Source organism: Paenibacillus sp. sgz302164, from assembly GCF_056120505.1.
On the sequence record NZ_JBVYOL010000020.1, the window covers coordinates 45,736 to 72,292 of the forward strand.

Below are 26,557 nucleotides of genomic sequence, written 5' to 3' on the forward strand. Positions count from 1 at the left end.
GGGCCCTCGTTTTGTCACTTATCGTGGAAAGACCATCGAGGAAAAAAGTTGGATAGGTTCGGACTGCTCTACCACTGAGCTATTCCGCTTTTTTCCAGCGGAAGTTGGATTCGAACCAACGACACGTCGCGTAATGGGCGAAGTAACCCATCCAAGCGCCTCGATGATCTTGGGCACTGATCGTATTTTCGCTTAGTTATAACCAAACGAACAGGGTGGAAGTATTACGAGGGTGGGAATATGAATCACACTAGCATCCCATTCCTCCTCTAAATCAGTTCAGGACAGAAACCAAACCCACCATCTCTGTTGACGGGTTAGTTATTCGCATTAACCAAATCGTGACTATGAAAACAAAGAGCCCACTTATAAAAAGCGGGCCCTTGATGGTTAATTATTATATAGAGTCTCTTTCTTACACTTCCTGAACCTCAATCCCCAAAACAGTACTCCCTAAATCCACATGCTCCCGATCCAGCGTCACCTTGACCTTACCAGTGCGCCGTTTCTCCCGCCAATCTCTAAGTTCTTCATCGCTTTCCAAGCGTAATTCCGCGACTTCCTTAGCTCTACGAAACATGTAATCCGTCGTATACACAATCCTATGTATACCGTGCCCCGCAGGAACAATAACGTCCTTCCGCCTATGCCATTCCTCCACTTCAAAAACAACGTAGAGCTCATCTGTTGCCCCTCTACTCGAGGGTATCTGCTTAATGGCCGAACGTGGAACTACCTTCCAATCACGGATCTTGCCATACCAGGAAATTCCCGCTTCAGCCCTACCAAATAGATGAATAGACTGGTATAGTGCCACAAATTCTAACCGGGTTAAAATCTTATGATCCGTAATGTTTCGAAGCGGGGTATGATAGAATCCATGCTCAAGTGCGGCATCCAGTTGCGTCTTTTTACTAAGCGCACCAACCAAGACATTTTTGCCGGACATCTTGTCCCTATAGTACTCCTTGGTCCCTCTAGGTCTCGTCGATCGCTCATATGCCTTCTCGGGACTATCCATTATAATCTCATCTAAGAACTTCTCCATCAAGCTCGTCGAATTCGGCAAGAATGGAAAAGCCCCAATATTGATAAGCTCAATACTCTTATAGAAACGATGCCCCTGAAACTTCCTCTCATCATGATAAGGGAATAGAACATACGCCCCAAACATGCTTCGCTCAAATTCTTTCCCCTGCCCCTCCGAGTATACAATGGCATCTCGATACCGATGCATCGTATTAATATCATCTTCTTCTGGTCCAGGCATCTGGTACTTTTCATAATAAGGAGTACCCTTATAGGCAGGATTAATGCGATACTTAGCATCGAAAATATATTTGTACTCCGCCGCGGCGTCGTTTTTCTTCAAAGTAAGGATGTTATCAGGCTTCTGGGCAAGCGTCTGACTCTTATCTCCTGAAGGCAGCGTGTTATAATATAACGTAAAAATCTCGCTATTTAGCGGATTCCTATAAACTATCTTCGCGTTCTGCGACTTATCCAACGTGACGAAAAGACCAGTATGATTTACCTTAATAATGTCTTGCTTCAGCAACTCATACTTTTTTCTTAGAAGATGATGAATCTTCAGAAAGCACCAATACTCATACAACTGAGCTAAGTCCTTCATTGATAGGCGGAACAGATCATTTTGAATCGACAAACCCTTCAATAGCATTAAATAATACCGATATACTTCGCGATACCCCGTAGCCATCTGCAAAACTAGAGATATCGATAGTTGTCTCATCCCGCCAACATTCAGAAAATCGTACTGCAACAAACGCTGGAGCTGACCTTGCATGAGATTCAGCTTTTTGGTTAACAGTGGATCCGCCACCCGATTCATTTTCGCTAATCGAATCTTTATCTCTTTTAACTTCTGTTGGATGCGTACAAGCACCCATTTTACGAAACGATTTTCGGCCGTATCATAATTGACATGCCGCCTGGTTTCCAGCAAGTAGCTAGGAATATAACGTCGTCCCTCTACCTCGACTACCCCATTCTTCCGATCCTCAAGCAATAAATGGGGCCGCTTAGCCAAATAAGAAATATTCTCTTTTCCAGCTTTCTTTACTCGTGCAGCTTCAATTAATCGATTTTCCACTTGTAACTTGGAATGGGGAGACAACTTAATCCGCTCAACCGCTTGAACTAGCTGTGTAAACACATGTTGCAGAATCGTAAAAAACTCTGTCAAACTCTGATGACTTGTTTCCTTCAATCCTGTAAGATTATAGGTCTTCCGTAAAAAATCAAACGATAGATTGTAAATCTGCTCGTTCACATCGTTCAGAATCATTTGGTAGTCATGCTTGTAATCCATTTTTGACGGGAAAATTTCTAATTGTAGACGAAAAATGGCTTCTCCATTTAGCCGAATCTCAAGCTCCGATAGTCCAACCTCATTTTGAAAATGGAGAACGCCTGATAAAATCATCTTCCCTAGTGGCTTAACAGCCTGCCTAAGTAGAACATTATCGTGATGGAAAGATAAGGGGATATCCGCCACCTTCTTTTCAATAACCAGTTCATACGATTGCGTCTCAAAAAAGCACGGAGTACACGTATCCCCCTGATTCCAGTCAACCATTCCCCCATGCTCACGAGAGAAAACAGAAATCGACTCTAGTTCAAGAGAATCCACAAGAGATGCAGCATGAAAATGAGCATCGATCCACTCTTCATTTACACCCCGATGGAGTTGTAAAGTTTCCACTGTAGGGTGAAACGGCTTCCCCTGAATATAGAGATTGAACAGATTCGTCTCAATGCGAAGTAATTCCGCACTCTGATTAAGAGAGCCAGTATGAGGTAAAGCCATCTTCTTCTAACCTCCGTAACATGAAGGCAATTTTTCGAGCGCTCTGCGGATATTTAGAGGCTGCGAGTTGATCCAGCGCAAAATAAAGTTTGGATGCATCTTCCATGTAATCCTGAATCCGCAAAGTACGATTCTGAGCCACTTGCATCAATTGAAGCAAGGTTTTTTTCACAGATGGACTACTTCCTTGAATCCGAGGCAAGATCTTCTGTAACAATTGCAAATCAAACGCCGTTTCCTTACTTAATAAATCAAAACGCTCGTTATAAATCATGTAAAAACAAATCGCATCCCGAATTCGAAAGCCTACATGCGAATGAATTTGCTCCAAAATTCCATTGATTTTAACTAAAATGTCCGTCGTCTCTTCCGTCAATTGCTTATAATCGCGATATACATCGACCAATTGCAAATATTCACTTCTCAACAACGAATTAAGCGGCGGCGAAACATGGGGAGCATCAGACAATCCATTGAGATCAGGGTACTGCCCGAGGTCAATGTAGTTGAATTCGATCGTATTGGCGCGGTCCAATACTTTTTTGCTAAAAGGATGCGTCGTCTCATCCATATTCACCGTTCCAACAATATACACATTGTCTGTGAGATGGAGATTACCATACACTTGTTTATCCTGCTCAGATTGCAATGAATCCTTATGTAAAAGAGGTGTAGTTACAATCCGATCGTTACGCCATTCTTGCGTCTCAAGTATACTTAATAAATCACTAAAGTAATGTTCCACGCGAGCCAAATTCATTTCATCCAAGCATATAAAATAAGGCTTATGCCGATTGCTTGCTTTTGAAGCTTCCACTAGCACTTCTGCTATCTTCCCAGGTCGGAAAGTTCCCGACAAATCCTTATACCCCAAAAGATCCGATGGATCGCTCCAGTCTGGCCGAACGGGAATCAACGTGAATTGGCCATTATTTGCAGTCGCTCCCACCGCTTCAGCAAAAAGCTTCACCAGCTTTGTTTTCCCCGTACCAGAAACCCCTGCCAAAATAACAAAAGGCTTAGATTTCAAAGACAAATAGAAGTTCTCAATCCAATGATCCGGGTACATAAAGCCTTTACTGACAATGAAATTCTTAATGGCTGCTACCCGCTCGCTAACAGTTAGTGAGTCCACAAGAGGTATCTCCTCCCATTGCATATACGTATACTGGTGCCCTGACTTTGAAATGAATTCTAGAAGCTCTAGCCAGTTGAGCATGAAAGTCGATTTATGCCTCTGAGTAACCTCCACCCAAGCCTGTTGCGTACCTAGCGCTTCGATAAATCGAGGGATGAAATCATCCAGTGTAAAAGATCCCAACTCCTGACAAATTTCGATTGCTTTATTGATACTTTGGACAAGTGGCGTTTGTCCTTCAGTGTTATTGAGCTGAGTTCTAATTAGCCTGATTTGCGTATCGCTTAACACCCAAATATTTTCGTCAAAATGTTTAGCATACTCCTGACCTAGGTAGGTTAATGAAAATTGATTCCCATTTATAGACAAAAGGCCAAGCTCTTGAAACGCCCGTCCCAGATGTCTGATCCTCTCCTTCGGATGCTTCACATCATCTCCAGAGAGAAGGACAGTGCCTTGGTTTGAGATTAAATCAGTCAATGAAATATTATCCGGGCCTTGATCATGCAAATATTTGATAATACCATGTCCAGCGTATAGGTGGCTGATCGTGTAATTAAAACTAACTGATGATTGAGAATCGTATTGTGGATTCAATACTTTTCCGACGTATTCGTTATAGTTTGTTACAGCATTATTTAAGTCTGAGATGAGCTCGTTATCATCAGGAATTTGTCCCACGTCATAACGGTAATAAGCAACGGTAGATACCTGATAATCTTGGCCTAAACCGCCGGACGTTAGGTAGATTGCGTCGTCTTTTTCCATTCCTTCTAAGGGCAGAAGTATTCGGATTTCTTGTACTTTTTGTTTGAAGTATTCGTAGGCTGCAGGCCTGCCTTTTGTGTCAATTGGGATAGTAACACCTTGATTAAAGGTCAGGTAGACAGATTTCATGTCTTCAGAAAAAAGGTATACAACATACTCCCCCTGCCGAGTGGTTTCAGTGATACGTTTATCCATAATAGCAACCCACGGAATAGTTGCCCAATTACCCTGTCCAACTGATCCTGCGATCTTCAAATTGGAATGGATGAAAGGCAGCTTTCTTAGCTCATTTGGAATCTCTTGGCGAACGAGGTTACCAAGTCTATGACCTGCAAGATTCTCCCTTTTGGCTTGAGTATAGGTTAATAGGATGTCTGATAAAACTTCTTTCAAAGAGAATCCCGTACTGTGCTGGTTGTAGTAGTACTCTAGCTCTCTTTGGGCATAATCATAGAGTTCGCCTAGAACTTCTTCTGGCCATTTGGCGTATAAGTTTTCCTTGAATCCGATTGTTTGTTGTTCAGTATTATGATCCAAAATGGAGCTTAGTGCTGAGATAGGGGTACTGATAACAGAATTCAAATTGCTTACGCTCATGGATTCCCAGCGAGCTCCGGCTTTCTCAGGTGGTTGATCGACAGGTAAGCCGCTTGCTTCTCTATCTTGAAGCAGTGCGAGGAAGCGGGTTTTTACTTTGAGTAGCGAAACAGTTTGCCGACCTGCTTCTTCCATCTCAGTTAAAAGCGCAAGTATTAACACCATTTTGTCGGATTTTTGTTTATTGAAAAATATGTTGGATAACTCTGATGGAAGTTTCACTTTATCACCTTTATTATTTATACAAGTTATATGACAATTGTCCAATGCATTCGACAAAATGGTAGTATATCCCTGCTTTTCACAGCAAAAACGCTAATGCAATTAACATTAGCGATTAAAAGTTATTCTCCGTCACTACTCGGTCGGTAAATATTAGGTCCTTCCGCAGCGATGGGTAAATTATTAAAGCTTGATACATATGAATGTAGTTGTATTGCTCAAATTCCAACTCATAGAAAAGTTGTGTTCTTCAATAAAAATATCATGAACCGTACTATTCCCTTTTCCTTCGATCTTCCAATCCCAACAGTATCCCGTAAGTATTCTTGCTTTATTATTAGCTAGGTTCTTCTTGAAAATTTCACTCTGAAGCTCATTCGGATCATCGAATATCTTAAGATCATATGCGTGTAATTCTAGAAAGAGCTAAAAAAGAAACCGCATATACTAATCCAAAAGGGAAAACTCGTTATCGGACCACCAAGAAAGAACTCAAACTTGCAATACCAAAAGAAGATCATAACTGGAGATATAAATATATTAACGAGAAAACAGAAAGTGACCAGTCGTTCTTAAAAGACTACCATGATGCCATCCCTTACTTGTACAGTAATAAAGCAATGACTGGTGCTGAATTAGACAAATTTATTTACTAGTCAGAACTAATACATAGTTTGAACTAAAGATCCCTACAAGGATTACCCTATTATCTCATCAAATAAAGTTGAAACCAACTTAATTAAAGCAATTGCTTGACGATTGAATAACAAGAAACAGCCCTCGACCGCCGAATAAAGCGGTAAAGGGCTGTTTCTGTGTATAGTTTACAATGAAGGCTTAGGCATCCCCGTTAATTGAAAACCCGATGCAATGACACTACCGCTTCCATATGCACCGTATGCGGGAGCATAGGCTATTTGGTTTCTACCTGGCGCGGCGGGATAAAGCCTTGATTTATAAGGGATTTCTCCAATCTTATAGGGTTCTGTCTGGTTGACGTTTACTCGGAATTGATGGCTTTCGTCCCCAATTCGTCCCCCATCATTATCTGAATTAATAGTACAGTTACATCATGCCGCCCATAACATTAGAACGGTTTTATGGGATTTTGCTGAACTTGTGGTCTTTTGCGTCTGGAAATTAAGCTAAATACGTTCAATGCGTGCTGATGAAATACTGCTTCCGACGAGTACGTGGTCAAATTATGGTCGGTACAAAAAGTATAATTATGCGATGCTTCAACGTCTGTATCCAGTAGTTCCATTATCGGGTATAATTATTTGTAAGTAGAGATCGAAGAGGTTCGTAGGAATCAAACGATTCAGAATTCAATTTAAAAGGAGTGGTTCTCCATGTCAATGGTACGCAAACTCCATCCTCATATAGCAAAGGACTTAAGGGAGTTTTTATCTGAAAACAATATTTCCACCAAGAAGCTTGTCATAGATCTTGAAGCAGAAACCATCGAGGACTTTGATGATTACTCAGTAGATGACATTTTAAGTGTGGCTGGAATTCTGAAGCCCGGGGAAGCGCAAGAATTATTAGACCACATTCAGGAGTCACGGGAGGGCTGGGGAAAGTGACCCACAACCACTCCGGATATTTATTCGATTCGAACATCGTCATCGCCATTCTGGACAACGATCATGCCGCCGTTAACTTAGTACGACAAGCCCAAGAAGAAAAACGGCGAATATTCTTTTCGACGATTACGGAATGTGAAGTACTGAGCGGTGTCAAACACAATCAGTTCTTAATCGCAGAAAGGCTTTTCTCCCCTAGGCATATGATACATGTCGATTCCGCTGTCGCAAGAAAAGCAGCTTCTATGCAAAGCGAGCAAAGAAGCAAGGGACGGAAAATAAAAACTCCTGATGCACTCATTATTGCAACTGCCTTTACAGCTAATTTAATACTGGTTTCCCGGGATTCAGACATGAACTTTGTTACGAATGAGTATGGGATGACTTTGTTAAAAGTATGATGATAAAGACAACGTAGAAGACGACTTAGATTTTCCACACTCTTGGTCTGTACATGTAAGCGAAGGGAGAGCGAATAAATGCTCTCCCTTTCCAAATCCAGATACTGAAGCAGCTTTATGCGATAGCATCTGAATTTAACAAATTGTAATAATGTACGAGAAAGGCCTCCAACTCTCGCGTACGGGAAATGTTATCACTGATAATGTCTAGTCCTCCGGCTGCATAACGGTTTAGAAAATCAAACCCATTAGAACTTAATTTAGTTGGCTCCTCATGATCGATGAGTGATAAAATCAGATTTTGAATACTGTCTCGGTTGTGAGACTCAATCTTTTTTCGATCCATTTCTGCGTCAACAAGTAATCCCGCAATCAAATATAATTTGTCTGCGTATGGACCAGGGTAAGAATCTGTGAAGTGATCGTGTCTAATTCTATCTATATCCCCGAGTTTACGCTTTGCAAGACCGACCATTAAACACAAGTAGTAAATATCAAAATCATATTTAAATTTCACGCCACCAGGTTGTTCTTTAATCAGCCGGAAATAATCCGCAGCACCCTTCGGTAATTTAAAGGCCAAGTACAGTTCTTCCTTTCTTAGCTAATCTCTTTTTCTTGTTCATGGTCTTGAAATGTCTGAAACGTATCTCTTCCCTCAATGCATGTCGCGCTTTCACCAAGTGCTCTTGAAATAGTCAAAAATTGTACTTTATCACCCATTCGATAAAAAAAGTCCGCAAAGCCGCCGCGCTCACCTGATGTAATAAAAATAATTAGCTGTTCAAATAAATTTGGCAATATTACTGAAACCTCTCTTCGGACATCCAAATCTAAGGCACCTGCAGGAGAGTCAACCACAAACGGAAGCTCATATGAAGAAGCTTCAAACATCGAACCTAGGAATGAATAGGCAATAGCTAGAGTTTGACCTACACTTGCCCCTGACTTATTTTTGAGTGACAAATGACCATCAATTTTTTCAACATGAATTGATTCTGTACGTATAATACTGGAAATTTTCTCGTTGGTGTTCTGTTTAATCTTTTCTTTTAATTTTTTTAATGCCTCTTTTTCTATTAGCTCGAGGTACTGCTTCGTTTTGGCAGCTTTTTTCGATAAATTAACAGTACCGGTTGCTTCTTCAAGTCTTTTCTCTGCTTCTGCTAACTTTTCTCTACAAAGTGGGATGTTCTGATCATACTCCAAATTTGTCTGTTCGGCTTTATCTTTTGTTATCATTTTTTTTAGCGTAGTAGATAAATCATGAATTGCAATTTCAAGCGTTCTCTGTTCTTGCTCAAGTTGTTCAAGCTCTATATCCCCCGCTTCTTTGCGCTTCGTTTGAAGCCTATCCCAGTCACTTGTAATTGTGTATCTTTCAGTAATACTTTGTTGCAGCCCATCTACCTCATCTTTGATATCAACATTATATTCCAAACTTCTAATTGATAACTTAATCGCATTAACAACACTGATTTGATCATCGGCTAAGTAGTCCTCTGACTTTTCTAAGATAAAATGTCGATGCTCTTCTTCGATTTGACGTCCGCAGACGCAAAATGGTTGATTTGAAAGCTCCTCAAAAAACTGCTTTGACATTGTTTTCGGTAATTTAAGTTGTTGCATTTTTTGGGATAGGGATTGAAGCCGCTCAGGGATGGCGTTACTTAATAAAAAGGGACTTCGAAATGCATCTAGAATAGCTTGTGTTTTTTCAGCAATATCAATGTCGACTTTTTTCTTCTTACTCTCCAGTTCTTCTGCTTCGACCCGAAGATTGTTATCAGCTTTAATATGTTCGGAAACTTTAGTTCTGATGGCCTCACTTCGTTTTCGTTTTACTTGCAGTTCAAGCTCTAACTTCCCCTGTAGTTCCAGCAGCTCGCCAAGTTTGATGCTGACTTTTTCTTTATCCGTTCTTAATCTGTTTAGTCCTTGTTCTGTTTTAGCCGATGTATTCTCCGACTTTTGTTGCGCATGATCGACAATATTTTTAATTCGTTGACTAAGCATGGAGATGTAATTCAACTGATATAAATATCGAATAGCATCCTCTGCTTCACTTTTGTTACTTTGAAGAATGCTTGTTGCCCATTCTCCATCAAAAATAAATCTTTTTACAAAATCAGTGGTAAAGATATATTTAGCTTTGCTAACTAGATTGTGCCCATCATCAAGTCCGCCTTCATCTCCTACCCTTGATGTCTTATATTCAGCTCTACCTTGTTCATAATTTAAACGCAAGAGAATCACAAACCTCTGGTTATCTATCATCAACGTTGCTTTAAACTCTCCTACTCTAACAAGACTGCCTGGAGGTTTAAATTCTCGTACTTCACTTGAGGACCAGTTTGTAGCCTGCCCATCAAAAACTGCTCGTAACAATGTAATAGTTGTAGTTTTTCCGGTACCATTTGGCATCATCAAGAGAGTAGTAGAATATGGAACCCCGACATGGTTAACAAGAGAAATCTCAAGATCATTGACACCGCGTATTCCTTTGTATGACCATTCTATTATGCGAACTTTCATGTGATTACCCCACTTTCAAATCTTTACCAAGTCAATCACATCGTGTATATCGTCGTCACTGTATGAATTATTAATATAATTGTAGATAAGTTGTTTTAAACGTTGTTTAAATTCCTCATCTTCTTCTGCCTGACCGAGTATTATCTCAATTGCTTCATGAAGTTCATTATTATTTCGCATACTAACGCTCCCTCTTTATGCTTGAAAGTTCCGTCAACCATATTCGACGTTGTTCATCTGTCGACAATTTATCGGGATCTTGTTCTGAATCTTGGTCGCTCACACTTATAAAATCAAGTACGCTGGCACGTTTACTTGGCGAGTTTGGATCCAATCTCAAGCTTCGGCCAATCCTTTGAATCGTTTGGATCTTGGCCTTATCTGCAGAGAATAGAAGGATGTTACTCACAGAACTAATATCAATGCCCTCAGATATTCGCTTACTTGTAATGAGGCAGTTCAGTTCCCCTGAACTAAAGCGGGTTAAATTATTTCGATGATCATCCCCATAATAAGTATGGTAGTTTGGTTCATATTGAATCAGAATGTTTTGCACATCTAATCCAAATTCTTTCGTTTCCACGAAAATAATGGAACGATTTAGCACCTCACGATGGTTCTTGAGAAATGTACGGAAAACAGGAAGTTTTGCTAGAGAGACTTTCTTTACCCTAGCAATATTTCGGTAAAGTTCCTCGTCGCTAACGTGCTCGCCCATTTTTCTACGTGCATTATGAGCCGCGATTAAACGCTTAATATCATTTTTATCTTCTTGCGTCATTTCGAATTCCAGAGGGACATAATCAAATTCACATAAAATTCCCCTGCGAATTGCATCTTCAATTTGAAACCGGAAGATAACCTCGCCTATTTCTTCAAGCAAAAATTGATTGCCTTCCTCATCATATTCGCGTTCTGGAGTCGCACTTAACCCGAGTCGATATTTAAAAGGTTTGATTTTCCCGCTAAGTCCAGCGATGGAAGAAGGAGAACCAAGACCATGCACCTCATCACATATAATGATGCTTTTTTCAAGATTAGTTGGATTACGGCCGAAAAACTTTATTGCATCAGCCAGAAATTCTCTTGATACAACTAATGCGGAATTAATCGGAGCCAAAGTGAAGGCAGACAGCTCCTTATGGGAAGAATAAAATCGAAATAGCTTCATCTTGGTCCATTTTCTGACTTCGTCACACCATTGGTCAAGTAGATCCGTTCCATCAACCGATATAATAACACTGTTAATTTTATTTTGTTCAAGTAGCTTATTAACAATCGTCAAGGATGTTCTTGTCTTTCCAGTACCAGTCGCCATTTCCAAAATACCATTTCCATTTTTCAAAAAAGTGGCTACTGCTTCATCCTGATGACGCCATTTGTTCTCTATTTGATAAGTTGCTCCTGTCTCAACAATACCACTGGCACCCACTTCATCATTTTCCTTTGGATGTTTATTTGAATAATGAAAATCTGTAGGAGATAACTCAATTAATTGCTTCCTAAAAGCATCTGGGAACTCATACGTTTTCATTGTCTTAAAATCGCCATTCCAAAGTCGTTCAAAATATTGCTTCCGGGATTTCGCTCTATTGGACACTCCCGCATCCCAGCTTCCATAAACCTCAAACGATTCCAAATTGTGGAACCATCCCCCGATTGATTCATTATTCGAGCCAAAAAAAACAACGAAATCATTTAACCGATCAGAGAAAACTCCAATTTTGTCATGAAAAATTCCGAGTGGCGTTTGTTCACGAATTGCCGATAAATCAGGCATTGTGATTCGAATGTCCAATCGACCGCACTTGATTAACCAGAAGAGATTTGCCACATCGTAATTGTGGCGTCTTGCATAAAATTCATCGTATAATGACTGCAAATGCTCTTGTAACCATTCCCGCTCTTCATACCCTGAACGGATAAGCTCTACATCTTCTGGCGTTAATCTCGCACTGGTAATGAGACGAATCTTACCGCCCTTACGGATAAATGGCTCCAACCCACTTTTGATACATGTATAAATAGATGAATTAAAGAAACCCGCGGCGCGATCATAGGTATTTGCGTTCTCTAGACACGGTATATAGAATTCATCGATTAGATTATCTTCCCCGGTTATGTATTGTTCCTTTAACTTCACTTGTCTTAAACTCAAAACGCCTCACCTCTGTTACCGCTTTTATATTGCTAATTCGACATATCCCAATAAATCCCTGCATTATTGAATAGCCTTAAAAGTGCAATAGGCATCTTGAATCATTTGTACTGCTTCTATAAGCTCGTTTTCTGTTGTATCTTTCCCAAATGAAACCCGAATTGTATTTCGAATCTCATCTCTGTTCAGACCAATCGATTCAAGCACATGGGAAGGTTTTGCTGAAGAACAAGCCGATCCTGTAGAAATCGATAATCGGTCAGCCAATGATTTAATCATTAACTCGTTATTGACCCCTTTAACGGTTACGCTTATAATACCGGGTAATCGGCTTTCTTGAGGACCGTTTATTTTATACTCCATACCGCTTACTTCAAAAAGTGTTTTAAGTTTTAATAATAAATCTTCCATCTTTTTTTGCTGGTCTATCATCGTGTGCCGAGCAATGAATGCTGCCTGCCCCATTCCAACGATATTATGCACAGCCAATGTACCGCCGCGCAGTCCCATCTCCTGGTCTCCACCATGTAAGAGAGGGGTTATGCGAGGATATATTCCATTTTTGTTCCGTTTCAAAACTGCAGCACCAATACCCTTGGGACCATAAAATTTATGTGCAGAAAAACTGATTAAATCAACCTCAAGTATCTTAAGGTTGACTGGTATTTTACCAACGACTTGTGTTGCATCGGTATGAAAAAGGACTCCTTTCGAACATGAACGGAGTGCCTTTCCAATTTCATAGATGTCCTGGAGAGATCCCAACTCATTATTTCCCCATGCTAAAGAAACAAGAATAGTCTCTGCTGTTAATTGTCCAATTAAATCGTCCAATCGAATGCAACCATTTTTGTCAACATCCAAATAAGTAACTTTCCAGCCTCGTTGTTCCAAAAAACGACAAGTTTCTAAAACAGAACTATGCTCAATACGACTCGTAATAATATGATTTCCGTGAGTCCTCCTAAGATCTGCTACCCCTTTAATAATAAAATTATTGCCTTCAGTTGCACCCGATGTAAATACAATCTCATCGTCACGGCAACCAATTAACTCTGCAACCTGACGCCTTGCATCGTCCGTTGCTTTTTTAGCATCAAGAGCATAGGAATAATATTTGCCATGCGGATTCCCAAAATGCTGTTCGATATAAGGCCACATTGCCGTTGCAACCTCTTTATCAATGGGTGTTGTTGCAGCGTAATCCAAGTAGATCATCTTAACTCACCGCCATATTCGAAAGCTGTAATACGAATTTTTCATAGTTCCCAGCATAATTATAGATATCATTTAGAAGGGGAACCCCCCGCTCTAAGTGAGCTTTAAAGTAGAGTGGGAAATAATCTTCATCAGATAAATTCTCACCGGAATGTTGTATAATAAGAGCTTTATAAATAGCATCATACTCCCCTGTCAAAGTGACGCGGTTAAACTCTAATCCGTTCTGGTCTCGATGCAAACTAATATCGATTGGATTTGAATCCATTAAGGAGACCGAGATCGCAAGACGCGCTAAAACATTAGGTTGTAAATTCACGCTATTTTGCAATACTTTGATTTGTTCCTCAGCTTTTTTGGAAGTTCGTAATCTAAAATTCATTTTAAGCACCTCTTCGCTTTACCCATGTGATTCCAGTCTCTTCAGAAAAAGATATTTCATATACTTTGGACAATGAATGCGTCAAATGCTGTATTTCCGCATCAGAGATTTCAGAATCTGTTGCTAGAACAATAGTTTGAAACTTCGTGTTTGCTAGAAAGCTTTTAACAATAGCCTCTCGATGTTTTAGGTCCAGTCTCCCTAGTAAAGTATCTAAAACCAGCGGCATTTGTCTTCTAGATACAATCATGAACGCTTGTATAATTGCTAGCAAAAATAATTGACGTTCGCCTGCGGACATTAACTCAGGTAAGATTTCAATATTCCCCATACCTTGCATACTTAATTGAAATGACTCTGGGTCAATATAAAGGGATTTCACATAATCACGTTTCTGAAGCAATTTTGCAAATTGGTTCTTAATTTCATTAGATAGTTCTGTGACTTGTTGTCGAAGTGACCGCGTTTGAAAATCAATCATTAAATTTTGTATTCTCTCCGCCAACTTAAAGGTGCTTTCCTCGCGTTGCGAATCATTTACTTTTTGAATTATACGCTCTCTCTGCAATTTATATTGATCAAGCAATTCAATTACTTTATTTGCTTCTTCTTGATAAGATAACAACATAGTCATATCTTTAGAGATTTCTTCGTTATATTTTTCCGATTCATCCCATGTATTTTTTAAAGCTGATTCTGTCAAGCTTTTTTCAAGCTGCTTTCGAAGTGATTGAATTTCTGATGTACAGACTGAAATGGTTTTAAACCATGATTTGAACTTCTTTTCAGTATATTTTTTTGATTGAATATCCAAATTTTGTAGCCTCAATAACTCGGCCATAGTTAAATCATGGATATGTGGATTATCGACTTTCCCAGCTAAATGATTGACCATAAATGAAAGAAAAGAGTCTAGCTCTTCAGAATTTGCTGTCCCCGTATCTTTGCTCACCCATTCTTTTATCATTTGTTCTTTTTGTTCAGCGATTACCGTATAGGCCAATTTTATAGCACGGTTGTTTTGTTCATGTAATGCTGTTTGCAATGTACGTGAAAGAAGATTACCGAGCATTTGAAAAGGAAGGCGTTCCGCAATAGCAGTCTTAATTTGCTCGTTTGTTTTTAAGCGTATATCCTCTTTCTCTTTAATAGCCAACTCAATCTTTCTACGTTCCTCAGCCATAAGTCCCCCATTTACTCGGAACTCATTTAACAAACTCTCTCTCACTTGTTTCTTCTCTTCAATTTCCTTCTCCTTATCACTTATCAAAGCGAATAATCGGCTTCGTCGGTCTTCATATTGATCGATTTCTTGACGAATTGTACGAAGCATCTGTTCCTCTGCTTCCATTTTTTTAAGCAATTCTTCTTTATTGAATGTATTCCCTAGGTCTTCCCGTAACTTATCGATTAAGTCTAGTCCAAACATGTTCATTGAACCTTCTTGGAGTACCGTCGAAAAGTCAGCATTTCTCAAAATATAATCTATACGCTCCCCGTCGAAAAAGAAAAACTGCATCATGGAGGGCGGAATAACAGAACGAATCCGTTCTTCAACTTCAAAGATTTCCGCTTGATGCAATTCTTTACCTTCGCGGTAGATTACAACAGTTTCATTCAATTTCCCAATCAAATCGATTCTCCATTGACGTTCTAACTGGATTGTTTCGGTTATTCGACCTGATTTCCAACGAAAAACGATTTTGACATCAAACTGTCCTTCTGGATTTTCTTTCCTTGCAAGGCGATTTTGTCGTTGCTTTACGAGGGATTGGTATTTCGGTGTCATACTCTTTAGTCCTAATGAAAACGGTCCATATATTCCAAGTTGAATAGCCTCTAGTAATGTTGTTTTTCCTGCCCCATTATGACCCATTATCAGCACAACAGGACGATCTTTTTCGGGTTGGAGGTTAAATACATGCCGCCCCATAAATGGGCCAAAATTATTTAGTTCAATTTGTGTGATAATCATTCCAACACTTCCTCATAAGAACCAATGTGTAGCCACTGTTCCCTTAATATAGAAATCATTTCTTTAGTCATCCCATGTCTATACGAATATCCTAGATTTTTCCACTCCAAAAAGAGCAGCCTTTGAACGATTTCGTATGGAACCTCATATTGATTACATAATTCCTCAAGAAGTTTTAATTGATCATGAGAGAGAATTTCTCTTTCAGAACCGGACCACTGAAGCTCTTCATTAAAAATATTCTTGTAGATATCCAAAACGCTAAGTTCCCAATCTCCCGCCGCCAGCCAAATTTCTTGGATTTTATAAAGCTCCTCCAGAGAAATCAATTCGTAGGTCTGACCTTCAGGTGTTCGGACTTGCTTCTGGGTTTGAAGAAGTTCACTAAGTATTTCTTTCCTTGCCTCCAAAGTAAACGGCCCTAACCCAATTTGATCTGGGGCGGTATAGTATACCGTACCATTCATTCTTTTCTTTTCGCGGCGATTCGAATCATCTCTAATTTCGACTAACCAATCACGGTAAATGAGCAAGGGTTCTAACCAATCCTGCCCATTTTGAATAAAACCACTTAGTGCTTTATCTTCTGTCACTACAGTACAAGTCCAACATCCAAACCTGCTGTTTCCACACGATGGGGTGGACTTATCAATGACTAATGGGCACTCACTATTTGAATTCTGATACATAGCAAGTAATTCATTATTATCACTTCCCCACGGCGAAGACACCTGAAGTAAATATGTCCATACATCATCTGTTGTAAAATCTCGAATCGGAGCATATACGTAGGCATTGGATAGTGTAGAATGTCTGCTCAGTAAGCGACCTTGTACTGAATGCTTATTCATCGTTTGTGCTCTGGAGGAACTTTCAGCAGAACGAACACCTAACACCATAATGACTTCTCCGAATTCAGAAACCTTTTCAAGGATAAAACGATTGGCCGGGTCTATTTTCATCCGATCCGTACACCATCTAAATTTTTGCCTTGGAGCTGGATATCCTCTGCCGATCATGTTGACCCAAAAAGTTTGATCAGTTAACGGCTTTACCTTATGCGTCGTAATTGGTAGTCCTTTTTGCATCGCAGATTCTTCAATCAAGCGTAACGTGTTATTGATGTAGTCAATAATTAAGGGTGTTTCAACAAGTGTATCCGAAGAAATGACATAAATAGGTTTATGCAATTCCTGTCGTGATGCTAAACGTTCTAATGCAGTAAATATTAATTGTACGACTGCAGTTGAATCTTTCCCGCCGCTGTATCCAATCACCCAGGGACGATCATCTTCCATGTATAAATTCTCTATCTCATGATACACATCTGTTAAATTAAATAGATTAGTTAGATTTATCAATTGCTGCTCACTTCCTTTTGGAACTTGCTTTCATATTTCATATCTTCATCATCTAGAGAAATGTCCATCTTACTCTTAATATAGGAAGAAGTTAATCGAATCGCTTCTAGATTATTTGTTATACGTCCTGCACTAGATATAGCTCGTCCTACCCAATCGCGGTTGGATTTAGACCAATCGATTTGCGTCAATAATGAGAGTTTCGTGAAATGCTTATCTCCAAAATCATAATATAGTGCCGCTCCAATGAGACCCATAGCCTCAACAAAAACACTGTAACCTATGATGTAATTCTTGCGAAGTTTTGGAGCGGTGAGTTCTCTCTTTTGAATCATGTTCCATTCCGGAACTTGTTGACTCAATGCTTCCCAGAAAGAAATCGCTGTCGTTACTTCATCTGAATCAATATTTTGTCCCTTTGTTTTTCGTAATAAGTTTTTTAAAGTGTTGTAGATGCTACTCAATGTAAACAGTTTTGGTGATAGCATAGCTAGAGTTGGTGATTCAAAATCAGTGAAATGACGTAAAAACGTGAGACTTTGAACAACATCCTTGGTTACAATTGATAAAGGGTCACGAAAATCATATAAAATCCCAATTGAACGAGTAGTATTAACGGCGTGTTTATTCAAATCTGCGAACATCTGCTGACTCCGCTGTAAACCCGCATCATAGAAGAATACAACTGATATCGTTTCTTCCCCAAGTTCGGGCCTTAATTTTAATGCTTCTTCGATTGCTGCCCTACGGTGCTGGCCGTCATTGATCAGAAACCTTGAGCCCATAGGTATGACCAGTTGCCCTAATTCAGATGAATCACCTGAAGATACAAAAGTTACCTCGCCGTCAATTGATGCAGTGAGTGAAGAAAAGACATAATCAGTTACGTTATCCACAATATACTGTGTAATACTTGGGATTCGAGATCTATTTAATACACGTTGAGCCCTATATTCAGGTGGAACCTCTTCTTCATCGAAGAGGAAAATTTTAGGTATCAATTTCAAAGGACACATCGCAATGTAGTATTCTCGTCCAGCTTGAATACCGCGAATAGCAGGAAATGAATACGTGAAGGCTTGTGATAAATTCATACGTTTTTCCTCCATACTACGTACGTAAAAACAGATATATACATTATAACTTTTAGCATTGGGATTGAAAAGTAGTATGATAGGAAAAAATAAAACCACCAAAATTGGTGGCCAGTTACGTTTGCTATTCTATAGGGTTAAGTAAGAATGCTTCGATTAAAGATCAGTTTCGGAAAATGTAGGGAAAAATCTGTAGTTCTCTGAGTATTTTCGAATATCCTCATGTTTTACCCCCGGTAAAACAACATTTGCTAAGTCCTCATTTGGAAGTTGTGCGTCGAGATTTCTTATTTCTCTGATTGTAAGACTTGGAACCTCTATAAAAAAGGGTGATTCCTCCATTTTTATATACGGAAGTCGGAAGAATCCGCATTTTTCAAACCTTTCCTTTTCTCCTTCTTCATAAAATATACCCCCGAAAGTCATCATTCTTGCACCATCAGAGTAGTGAAAATTGAAAAGTTGTTGAAAGATAAATTTATTACCATTTCTTCTTGGGAAATTCCTTGTATTAATTGTCTCAATTATCTTATCCAAAATAATTCTTCTTGTTACCAAAGCAGCTTTCCAATTCTCACAGTCATCTTCTTTAATATAATGAGGAATATTATTTAAACTTTTCTTCATTATATGATAAGCTTGGTTTGGGCGATAATGTGCATTACAAGTAAACACCACTACGGATCCTGATGTAATATTAGAAAAAATCGTATTCACATCTGTTAGTACGTCTTCATTAATTTGAGTATCGTAATCTAACCATATTATACTTTTGTAATCCCATTGGAGAGTTGGGAGTATTTCTTGAGATAACCCGAATTGCATTTCAATGCAATTAAACGGTTTATTAAATTCAAATCTTTCTTGATTTGCAACATCCTTTTCTATGCTAATCATGTTAGTAATACCTAAATTTTTATGAAACAAGATAAAGTCACTGAAAAATGTTGACCCAAATCCGATATATCTGTAAGTCTCAAGAGCAGCAAATTCATCTAATTTCCTAAAAGATTCACATAACATTTTACGTTCAATCGCCTTAGAGGGACGAATACTGTAGTTAATTCTTTCGTAACTCGATAATTTCTCTGTTACTTCCTCCATCTACTTGCACTCCATTCGATAAAAGTATTCAAATGTCTTTTCTCCTAGCTCTTTTAGACTTGTGACATTTAAAACACTTTTAGCTTTTTCAATCTCTGCAATAGGTTTGTTATATTGAATCTTTTGCGTCAGTGGTTTCCTAATTATTTTTAATTTCGGGGATTGAAACACTGGTTTTAGAACATTAATATCAATTGTTGATATTCTTTGTGTTGGCATTGTCTCTAATTTTTCAGTGTAATTCATTTCAGTTTCATATTCGGTTTCTTCGTTATCTCCATATGGATTATCTTTAATTTTCTTCAAGAAGTCCGTAACTGGTCTCATTATATTTAACATTTTTTGTTGGGCATAGCGAAACAATTTTGAGTCACTATCTATACCATTTTTGGTAGTATTCCATGGCAAGAGCTCAGACTTAATTGCATCAAAAAAAATATAACCTCTAAACATTGCATAAGTGTTATGGAATAAATTATGTCCGTTGCCCCAACCAGTTAACTCACTTTTGTCAGCTTCAACTAATAATCTTCCATTACAGTAAATATACCATCCAGCCTCTTGCGGAGTTCCTCTTTTCGTCATACCTGCATAAATCCTTATATTCACACCATTTACTTCTTCTTCAACGTATGCCGGCTTCAATTCATCTGAAAAATATAACTCGACTGGTACATGTTCAAGTAAAATTCCATTAATATATATTCTTAGACCTTTCTCTATTACTGTTTCATGAGAAGTCCTTACCTCTTTAATTAAGTTAGTAATAAAAGAGTTCGTATTAAATTGCTCTGCGGTATTTTCATTTAACTTACTGACATAAATAGACGTTCCATACGGCTGCTGTTGTGAACTCTCATCTAATTCTGAAAATTCTAATGTCCATTCTTTCTTTTGCTTCCATTCATCTATGTTAATATCAAGTTTAAATCTGGACTTTTCACTTATTGATTGAATCAGAATCAACTTCCCCATCTTAAATAAAGCTCTCTTCATCCCAACACCAAATCTACCTACAGAATGTGGTAAATCGGGTGCATCATCAGGCCTACCGAATCTAAAAGCATAATTCCTAGCAATGTGAGAAGAGAATCCCCCACAGTTATCTTCAATTTCAAATCTCTCATTATCCGCTTTAATCTTTATGTATAAATCGGAATAGTCTCCAGAAGGTCGTAGTTTAATTGCTCCATCAACACTGTTATCTATTAGATCTTGAATTGCATTAATTAACGGGATATCTTTAACAAGCATATTTATAAAAAATTCCTTTGTAGGTTCTGCATTTATTTCATTTTGCTTAAACTCCACTGATACTCCCCCTCAATAATCATCCGACAATCGCCTTTAACAGATCAGGAATTTCATCATGATCTTCAAACCAAACAATTCGGATACCCAACTTTTCAAAAGAACGTTCTCTGGACAAATGAAAATCATCAAGAAAAGCATTTAATAATTCAGATGATAGTCCACTAGTGAGTTCTTTAAATTGATCTTCTTCAACTTCCAAATCTAACCTTTGCATAAGAGCGAAGTGCTTTACTTTATTTGAATTTCTTCTCGAGGAAATGTCCAGTATCCGCCTCATATTAGGATCACTCATCGAAAGTCCAATAAATAAACAAACATTTTCCTTTAATACATGCATCTGAGTAATATTTGACCAAGAATAAGCATCAGTATAAACGGTATGGTATGCCTGTTCACTAAAAACAATTAAATTCCCCTCAATATCATCATATTTATTTTCATTCTGAGGTAGATAACCATGAACATGAAAAATAGGCAGTACATTAGGATTAATCTCATCATCTTCCTTAAAAACAGGCATATGGTCAACAGGAACTTCAGCCAAGTGCTGCTCTAATAAATCATCATAGTTGAATGTAACGACAGAGCGTATACGATATTTACCACGATGATTGCATAGTTTAGCAAGCCATACTAGTGTTCCCGATGAGTATGCCCTTCTTCGCCTACCGTAAAGAGCTTCCCTGATATATTTCGATATTGCTGAACGGGAATTTATTGTTGATTCTAAGAAAAAAGCATTAATTATAGGAGATTCATCTCGAAGTTTACTGAGCAAATTGGCCATTAACTGCTTATCTGTTTCATTTACAGAAGCAGTGCATAATTTCCCACCAAATTTTTTATTACTCATCTGTCTTACAACTGCATCATTCAATTTCTCTAACAGTGCGTCCCAACTGGGGAATCCGGCAGACGTGGAAACACCTGCACCTAAAAAAAGTGATAATTGATCACGTTGAAATACATTACGAATTTGATCGATGTACTCTTCTCTTTTTATTTTCCAATCAGGTTGTGGGTCAATCGGTTTGACAAAAACACTCTTATCTTCTTGTGGCAAGAGAGCATACTTATCACCGAGTTTTTCAAAATACCTCTTCCTCGCAGCTTGAACTCCAACATAACCTTTCATATGACGTCTAATTGCTTGAGTAAGAACACCTATCTCATTGGCAGTATTAAATTGATACCACCCGTTTTTATGAATCACTTCAAGTATTTCCTCAGGGCGAGCCGGTCTCCCCAACTCTTTTACTGCAAGTATAGCCGCATCATATATCTTCATAGTTCAAAACTCCCGTTTCTCGATTCCATTGATCGCTATCTATTGAACTGAAAATTCGACAAAAAGGGATGTTTTCCTCCTTTTGGAAAGTCGCTTAGAAAAAAACCTCTTACAATCATTACTGCTATTATTCGAAAAATGTCGTTCATCATTTCTATATTATACTATTGGATGCAGATACCTTATGCATTTATTTGTCAATCTCAAACCTAGCAAGGAGATGATTCAAATGCCAGCAAATGTCGAAACCATGTTCTACGTAAGAGAAGTCCCTTGGCACGGACTCGGCAATCGAGTTGAACATGCTCTCAGTTCAGAAGAAGCGTTACAAGCGGCCGGACTCGATTGGACAGTCATCCAAAAATCGATTCAAACCGAGGATTACGCCGAGATTCCCGGCTACAAAGCTAACATCCGAGCAACCGACCAGCGGTTGCTCGGTGTCGTTACGGACAGATATAAGATTGTCCAGAATCACGAAGCATTTGCTTTTGCCGATGAATTGCTGGGTAAAGGCGTACAATTCGAGACGGCAGGAAGTCTTCAAAACGGCAGGAAAGTATGGCTGCTAGCCAAACTGTCGGAGAACTACATTATTACCGGTGACCGAATCAGTCCGTACATGGTTTTCTCCAATAGTCATGACGGCAGTGGTAGCATCAAGGTAGCTATGACGCCGATTCGTATTGTTTGTCAGAATACCTTAAACCTTGCCCTTACCAGTGCTAAGCGGATTTGGACGACGATTCATACCGGCAACATTCAATCCAAGCTTGATGAAGCCCGGAAGACCTTGCTCTATGCTGAATTATATATGGACAAGCTGGGAGCAGAAGTCGACCGACTGCAAAGAATTAAAATGCTTGATTATAAAATTCAGGAATACATTGAGCTTTTAATACCATTGCCAGAAAATGCGACGAAATTGCAAGAAAAGAATGTTCAACAGCTACGTGACGATTTACAGGCAAGATATTTCGAGGCTCCAGATCTTAGCCATATTAGTAAGAATGGCTATCGCTTTATCAACGCCGTCTCAGACTTCGCCACCCATGCCAAGCCACTCAGAGAAACCGCATCATATAAGGAAAATTTGTTTCTACGGACCATGGAGGGCAACCCGCTCATCGACAAAGCTTATGAAATAGTCCTGGCTTCAGCCTAATTACATTCTACAGTTGAATTGACCATTTACCGTCTTTGGAGGTTATGGAATGACAGATCAATCACCGCATGATATCAAGTTACTGCTTGCGAACTCTCTTTGCGAAAAGCCCGGCAGCTACATCATGGAACAGCTTTTCTCCTTATTTCCCAAGACGGAAGACTTGATCGACGCAACCGAACAAGAACTTACTTCAATCAAGGGGATTGGACGAACGAAAGCACGGCAAATTCTCGCCGCGCTTAAATTAGCTCAAACGCTAACCGTAGCTGCTCATCCCTCTTACAAGGTCTCTTCCCCAGCCGATGTCTACAAGCTTGTCGAACCGGAGCTGCGTTATGTAAGAAAAGAACATTTCATTTGTTTGTTCCTCAATACAAAGAATGTCGTCATCACCAAGGAGCTGATTGCCATCGGAAATCTCAATGCATGTATCGTTCATCCGAGAGAAGTGTTCCGTCAGGCCATCAAACGTTGCAGTGCTTCAATCATTTGCGTACACAACCATCCCAGCGGCAATCCCGAACCAAGCCCCGAAGACGTAGAAATTACGAAACGATTGACGGCCGCGGGAACGATTATCGGAATCGATGTGCTTGATCACGTCATCATCGGCCATCAGCGTTACATAAGTTTAACGGAGCGAGGGTTAATGTCCGCCGTACATTAACCCTTGCTTTTTATTTTCGTGAGGTGAACATAGATCTATGCCAACAGCCTTGAAATTTCATGCAAACATTCTGGTTGAAACCGAAAGTCTATCTTACGAACAGTGGATCGACTGTTGGCGCGGCGACATTGAAGGTTCCGATCTTGCTGCCATATGCGGAATTTCTAAATGGCGTACTCCGACTCATGTTTACTTGGAAAAGTTAGAAAAAGCAACAGAAGAGCGAAAGAGTGAAGCGGCAGAATGGGGAACACGATTAGAGCCATTAATTGCTGATAAGTTTGCCAGTGGACATCCGGAATGGGCAATCACAGAGAAGAAAATTATTTACTGCCATCCCGAACTTCGTTGGGCATTAGGTAATCTTGACCACATGATTATATTGTCCCAAGCCCGGCCGCGGCATTCTTGAGATTAAAACTGCAAGTGAATATATTCGTCATGAATGGGATGACGGAAATATTCCCGATCACTATTACGTCCAATTGCAGTGGTATCTGTTCGTTACCAAACTTGATTGGGGTTATTTCCCACTCCGATTAGCGGGAACAAATACCGGGAGTATGAGGTTGAGTGTGATGACGCTGATCGATCAACTTGTCCGGCTGGCCGGTGACTTTTGGCATCATTAAGTGCTTGCCCTAATCTGTCCGCCGGTTGACGGCTCGGGTGCGTGCGTTAAGCTGCTTTTTCGTCTATACGCTGAAGTAGACAGCAGCACGTTCCTATCGATGAAATCGGACGTATCGAGACATACTTCAATCACAAACAGCAGCTCCGCATTTTGGAGACAACGATTGCAGAAATCGAAAACCACTTCAAGTTCCTGTTAGATACTCACGAAATCGTAATTTCCAGAAATCACAAGCTAAAATGGTAAAATCGCAGCCGAACCGGTGTGGACAGCAAGCTACTCAAGGAACTACATCCCGGTGTTTACGAGGATTGTCTGAAGATAATCCGTTTCCGGCAATTTAGCATTAAAAAGGTGGCGGGGCATCATGGCGAATGAAAACGGAACCCTATTTGAGCAATTAAATGCCCCATTCCCCTAATCCGAATATCAGTATGACCATTTCAGGGATCACTGCCATATCTCTGGGCAATCCGTTACACAGCGCTTAAACGAGATTCTTGGCGTTGGTTATTGGAAATATGAAGTGTTACAACACACCGAAAAAATCGTTCAGGACCCGAACGGCAAAAATTCGAGCGTGAGGATTTATGTACAGTTCAGCTTCTATAACACCGAGTTGCAGGAATGGATTACGTTTATCGATGTAGGCAGCGAGCAGATCAAGTCCGGCATGAACGAAGGAGATGCAACCAAAAGCACGATCACCGACGAGATGAAGAAGTGCGCCAGCCGAATTGGAATAGCCAGCGATATATACAAAGGTATGATCCGGTGGGACAAGCAGCGGCAAACGATCCTCGTACCCGATCATTATCAGCAGTATTATCAAGAAAAAGGATGATCGAAAGAAGCCTCTACTTCCCCTCGTTCTTCAGAAAGTCATCGTACCACGAAAAAAGCGGAGCTTACGGATAAGCTGAAAAGCAAGCCCTCCGCCGTTCAGCAAAAAATCAAAGCGGCGTGGCATGAACTGGCGAGAAGCCTCGATAGACTGGACGAATGGTACGCCAAGAAACAACAGGAACACGTTACCGACCCGCAAATGTTGAACGTGCTTCTAAAAAAGATAACTGAAAAAAGAAGCGCGGCGAGCGCAAAAAGATACATTCAGACGGTCAGATTTCAAATCTGGCTGTTTGCTATTTTTATAGAAGAGAAGTGATGACGAGATGTTCACCGGAACAAAATATTTAACCCAAGGTATTCGAACCAGCGTTCCTGTTTTTCTCCAAAACATTTTGTGGCATATGATCGAAACGATGGAAGTCGGCCATAAGGATTACTTGCAAGTCTTTCAGTTGGAAGGTGTTTATGAAGAGGGAAGGCTTAAGCAAAAAGTCATACATACACAGGAAGAGCCAATTTATCGTAAGGAGTATACATTGTCTACGAAGAAAATTGTATGTAAAAAAATATTTGTTATTGATGATAGGACTCACTGCACAATGCTACTTGCCGAAGAATATTAATTAGGGATTTCAGGCGCAAGCTTTCGCAGTCAAAATATATATTATAGTCTAGACATCATGCTAGATGATGGTCACCATTAAAGGGGGAGGAACGTATAATCCCCCTCTTTCTATTTTTTATCTTTAAACCATAACAATTGCTTCACGAAATTGTAGATATCCCCCTGTTCCTCTTCCGTTCTTCCCTTAAGCTCATAGGCGATCTTCTCAATAAAAGATGAATCTGCCTTTTCCGCAACATCTTTATCAAACTGGAAAATCTCTACAAGCTCAACATCTAACGCAGTTGCTATCTTTTCTAAGCTGACAATTGTCGCACTCTTCTCACCACGCTCAACCTGACCAATATAGGAAGTGTTCATTCCTGCTTTAAACGCTAATTTCTCTTGGCTTAAATCTCTACGTTGTCGTAAAGCTCTAATCCTTTCACCTACGAGAATGACAACATTACTCACAAATCCCACCTATCTTCCATACGCTTATATGAAAACGATAGACGGAATAAAAATTAGCAACAACGCCCTATAGACGCTATATTTAATAGTTACTATAGTCATTGAATTTAGATGTCGAATTTCATATACTTGTAGTAAATCATGGAAAATGAGGTCGCAATCTGTAGAGATTGCAACTATGGTCTCTCAC

25 protein-coding genes are annotated in these 26,557 nt (G+C 39.5%); 9 read left to right on the forward strand and 16 right to left on the reverse strand.

Translation table 11 applies throughout. The features are described from left to right. Positions 1–415: 415 nt before the first annotated feature. From AC0LWT_RS27885 to AC0LWT_RS27895, 3 genes are all read right to left on the reverse strand, one after another. Entirely contained in the window at positions 416–2,830 is a 2,415-nt protein-coding gene (locus AC0LWT_RS27885) for a DUF2357 domain-containing protein (RefSeq protein ID WP_474684559.1), read from the reverse strand. Beyond that, positions 2,802–5,555 carry an MrcB family domain-containing protein gene (locus tag AC0LWT_RS27890; protein ID WP_474684560.1) on the reverse strand — a complete coding sequence of 918 codons (2,754 nt, stop codon included), beginning with the start codon at positions 5,553–5,555 and terminating at the stop codon, positions 2,802–2,804. Before AC0LWT_RS27890 ends, AC0LWT_RS27885 begins: the two co-directional genes overlap by 29 nt. Before the next feature lie 183 nt (positions 5,556–5,738). Further along, a complete protein-coding gene (locus AC0LWT_RS27895; RefSeq protein ID WP_474684637.1) occupies positions 5,739–5,948 on the reverse strand; it encodes a DNA/RNA helicase domain-containing protein in 210 nt (69 codons plus the stop codon). 11 nt (positions 5,949–5,959) lie between these two features. Between AC0LWT_RS27895 and AC0LWT_RS27900 the strand changes: the two genes are divergently transcribed. The 3 genes from AC0LWT_RS27900 (at position 5,960) to AC0LWT_RS27910 (ending at position 7,542) form a co-directional block, all read left to right on the forward strand. Further along, the gene (locus AC0LWT_RS27900; RefSeq protein WP_474684561.1) at positions 5,960–6,211 is read left to right on the forward strand and encodes a hypothetical protein; all 252 of its coding nucleotides are present in this window, start codon (positions 5,960–5,962) and stop codon (positions 6,209–6,211) included. Between the two features lie 696 nt (positions 6,212–6,907). Further along, positions 6,908–7,141 (forward strand): hypothetical protein, encoded by a 234-nt coding sequence (locus AC0LWT_RS27905; protein WP_235886292.1) that lies wholly within the window; start codon positions 6,908–6,910, stop codon positions 7,139–7,141. After that, positions 7,138–7,542 carry a type II toxin-antitoxin system VapC family toxin gene (locus AC0LWT_RS27910; RefSeq protein ID WP_474684562.1) on the forward strand — a complete coding sequence of 135 codons (405 nt, stop codon included), beginning with the start codon at positions 7,138–7,140 and terminating at the stop codon, positions 7,540–7,542. Before AC0LWT_RS27905 ends, AC0LWT_RS27910 begins: the two co-directional genes overlap by 4 nt. Positions 7,543–7,657: 115 nt before the next feature. On the opposite strand, the gene AC0LWT_RS27915 is transcribed toward AC0LWT_RS27910, so the two are convergent. From AC0LWT_RS27915 to AC0LWT_RS27970, 12 genes are all read right to left on the reverse strand, one after another. After that, positions 7,658–8,125, reverse strand: coding sequence for a hypothetical protein (locus AC0LWT_RS27915; RefSeq protein ID WP_474684563.1), 468 nt, complete (start codon positions 8,123–8,125; stop codon positions 7,658–7,660). A gap of 17 nt (positions 8,126–8,142) precedes the next feature. Next, the gene (locus tag AC0LWT_RS27920) at positions 8,143–10,077 is read right to left on the reverse strand and encodes a coiled-coil domain-containing protein (protein ID WP_474684564.1); all 1,935 of its coding nucleotides are present in this window, start codon (positions 10,075–10,077) and stop codon (positions 8,143–8,145) included. Positions 10,078–10,092: 15 nt separating this feature from the next. Further along, a complete protein-coding gene (locus tag AC0LWT_RS27925) occupies positions 10,093–10,257 on the reverse strand; it encodes a hypothetical protein (protein ID WP_474684565.1) in 165 nt (54 codons plus the stop codon). A gap of 1 nt (position 10,258) precedes the next feature. Beyond that, on the reverse strand, positions 10,259–12,235 hold the full coding sequence (locus tag AC0LWT_RS27930) for a DEAD/DEAH box helicase family protein (protein WP_474684566.1): 1,977 nt from the start codon (positions 12,233–12,235) through the stop codon (positions 10,259–10,261). 63 nt (positions 12,236–12,298) lie between these two features. Then, positions 12,299–13,453, reverse strand: a complete 1,155-nt coding sequence (locus tag AC0LWT_RS27935; RefSeq protein WP_474684567.1) for a cysteine desulfurase family protein — start codon at positions 13,451–13,453, stop codon at positions 12,299–12,301. Between the two features lies 1 nt (position 13,454). Further along, positions 13,455–13,835 carry a DndE family protein gene (locus tag AC0LWT_RS27940; RefSeq protein WP_474684568.1) on the reverse strand — a complete coding sequence of 127 codons (381 nt, stop codon included), beginning with the start codon at positions 13,833–13,835 and terminating at the stop codon, positions 13,455–13,457. A gap of 1 nt (position 13,836) precedes the next feature. Continuing rightward, positions 13,837–15,810: a DNA sulfur modification protein DndD gene (dndD, locus tag AC0LWT_RS27945; protein ID WP_474684569.1), complete on the reverse strand. Its 1,974-nt coding sequence runs from the start codon at positions 15,808–15,810 to the stop codon at positions 13,837–13,839. Further along, a complete protein-coding gene (gene dndC, locus AC0LWT_RS27950) occupies positions 15,807–17,135 on the reverse strand; it encodes a DNA phosphorothioation system sulfurtransferase DndC (protein ID WP_474684638.1) in 1,329 nt (442 codons plus the stop codon). Before dndC ends, dndD begins: the two co-directional genes overlap by 4 nt. A gap of 32 nt (positions 17,136–17,167) precedes the next feature. Further along, positions 17,168–18,265, reverse strand: coding sequence for a DNA sulfur modification protein DndB (gene dndB / locus AC0LWT_RS27955; protein ID WP_474684570.1), 1,098 nt, complete (start codon positions 18,263–18,265; stop codon positions 17,168–17,170). A 156-nt stretch (positions 18,266–18,421) separates the two neighbouring features. Continuing rightward, on the reverse strand, positions 18,422–19,369 hold the full coding sequence (locus tag AC0LWT_RS27960; protein WP_474684571.1) for an O-methyltransferase: 948 nt from the start codon (positions 19,367–19,369) through the stop codon (positions 18,422–18,424). After that, the gene (locus AC0LWT_RS27965) at positions 19,370–20,680 is read right to left on the reverse strand and encodes an ATP-binding protein (protein WP_474684572.1); all 1,311 of its coding nucleotides are present in this window, start codon (positions 20,678–20,680) and stop codon (positions 19,370–19,372) included. A 19-nt stretch (positions 20,681–20,699) separates the two neighbouring features. Beyond that, complete coding sequence (locus AC0LWT_RS27970; protein WP_474684573.1) at positions 20,700–21,971, reverse strand: SIR2 family protein; 1,272 nt, start codon at positions 21,969–21,971, stop codon at positions 20,700–20,702. A 229-nt stretch (positions 21,972–22,200) separates the two neighbouring features. Between AC0LWT_RS27970 and AC0LWT_RS27975 the strand changes: the two genes are divergently transcribed. The 6 genes from AC0LWT_RS27975 (at position 22,201) to AC0LWT_RS28000 (ending at position 25,912) form a co-directional block, all read left to right on the forward strand. Further along, positions 22,201–23,136, forward strand: a complete 936-nt coding sequence (locus AC0LWT_RS27975) for a DUF932 domain-containing protein (RefSeq protein ID WP_474684574.1) — start codon at positions 22,201–22,203, stop codon at positions 23,134–23,136. 49 nt (positions 23,137–23,185) lie between these two features. After that, complete coding sequence (radC, locus tag AC0LWT_RS27980) at positions 23,186–23,806, forward strand: RadC family protein (protein ID WP_474684575.1); 621 nt, start codon at positions 23,186–23,188, stop codon at positions 23,804–23,806. Positions 23,807–23,843: 37 nt separating this feature from the next. Then, positions 23,844–24,218: a YqaJ viral recombinase family protein gene (locus AC0LWT_RS27985; RefSeq protein WP_474684576.1), complete on the forward strand. Its 375-nt coding sequence runs from the start codon at positions 23,844–23,846 to the stop codon at positions 24,216–24,218. A 22-nt stretch (positions 24,219–24,240) separates the two neighbouring features. Then, positions 24,241–24,438, forward strand: coding sequence for a hypothetical protein (locus tag AC0LWT_RS27990; protein ID WP_474684639.1), 198 nt, complete (start codon positions 24,241–24,243; stop codon positions 24,436–24,438). Positions 24,439–24,900: 462 nt separating this feature from the next. Then, positions 24,901–25,284, forward strand: coding sequence for a Rad52/Rad22 family DNA repair protein (locus AC0LWT_RS27995; protein ID WP_474684640.1), 384 nt, complete (start codon positions 24,901–24,903; stop codon positions 25,282–25,284). Between the two features lie 328 nt (positions 25,285–25,612). Then, complete coding sequence (locus tag AC0LWT_RS28000) at positions 25,613–25,912, forward strand: DUF960 family protein (protein ID WP_474684577.1); 300 nt, start codon at positions 25,613–25,615, stop codon at positions 25,910–25,912. Positions 25,913–26,022: 110 nt separating this feature from the next. Here AC0LWT_RS28000 and AC0LWT_RS28005 read toward each other — a convergent pair whose 3' ends face one another. Continuing rightward, positions 26,023–26,367, reverse strand: a complete 345-nt coding sequence (locus AC0LWT_RS28005) for a helix-turn-helix domain-containing protein (RefSeq protein WP_474684578.1) — start codon at positions 26,365–26,367, stop codon at positions 26,023–26,025. Between the last annotated feature and the right edge of the window lie 190 nt (positions 26,368–26,557).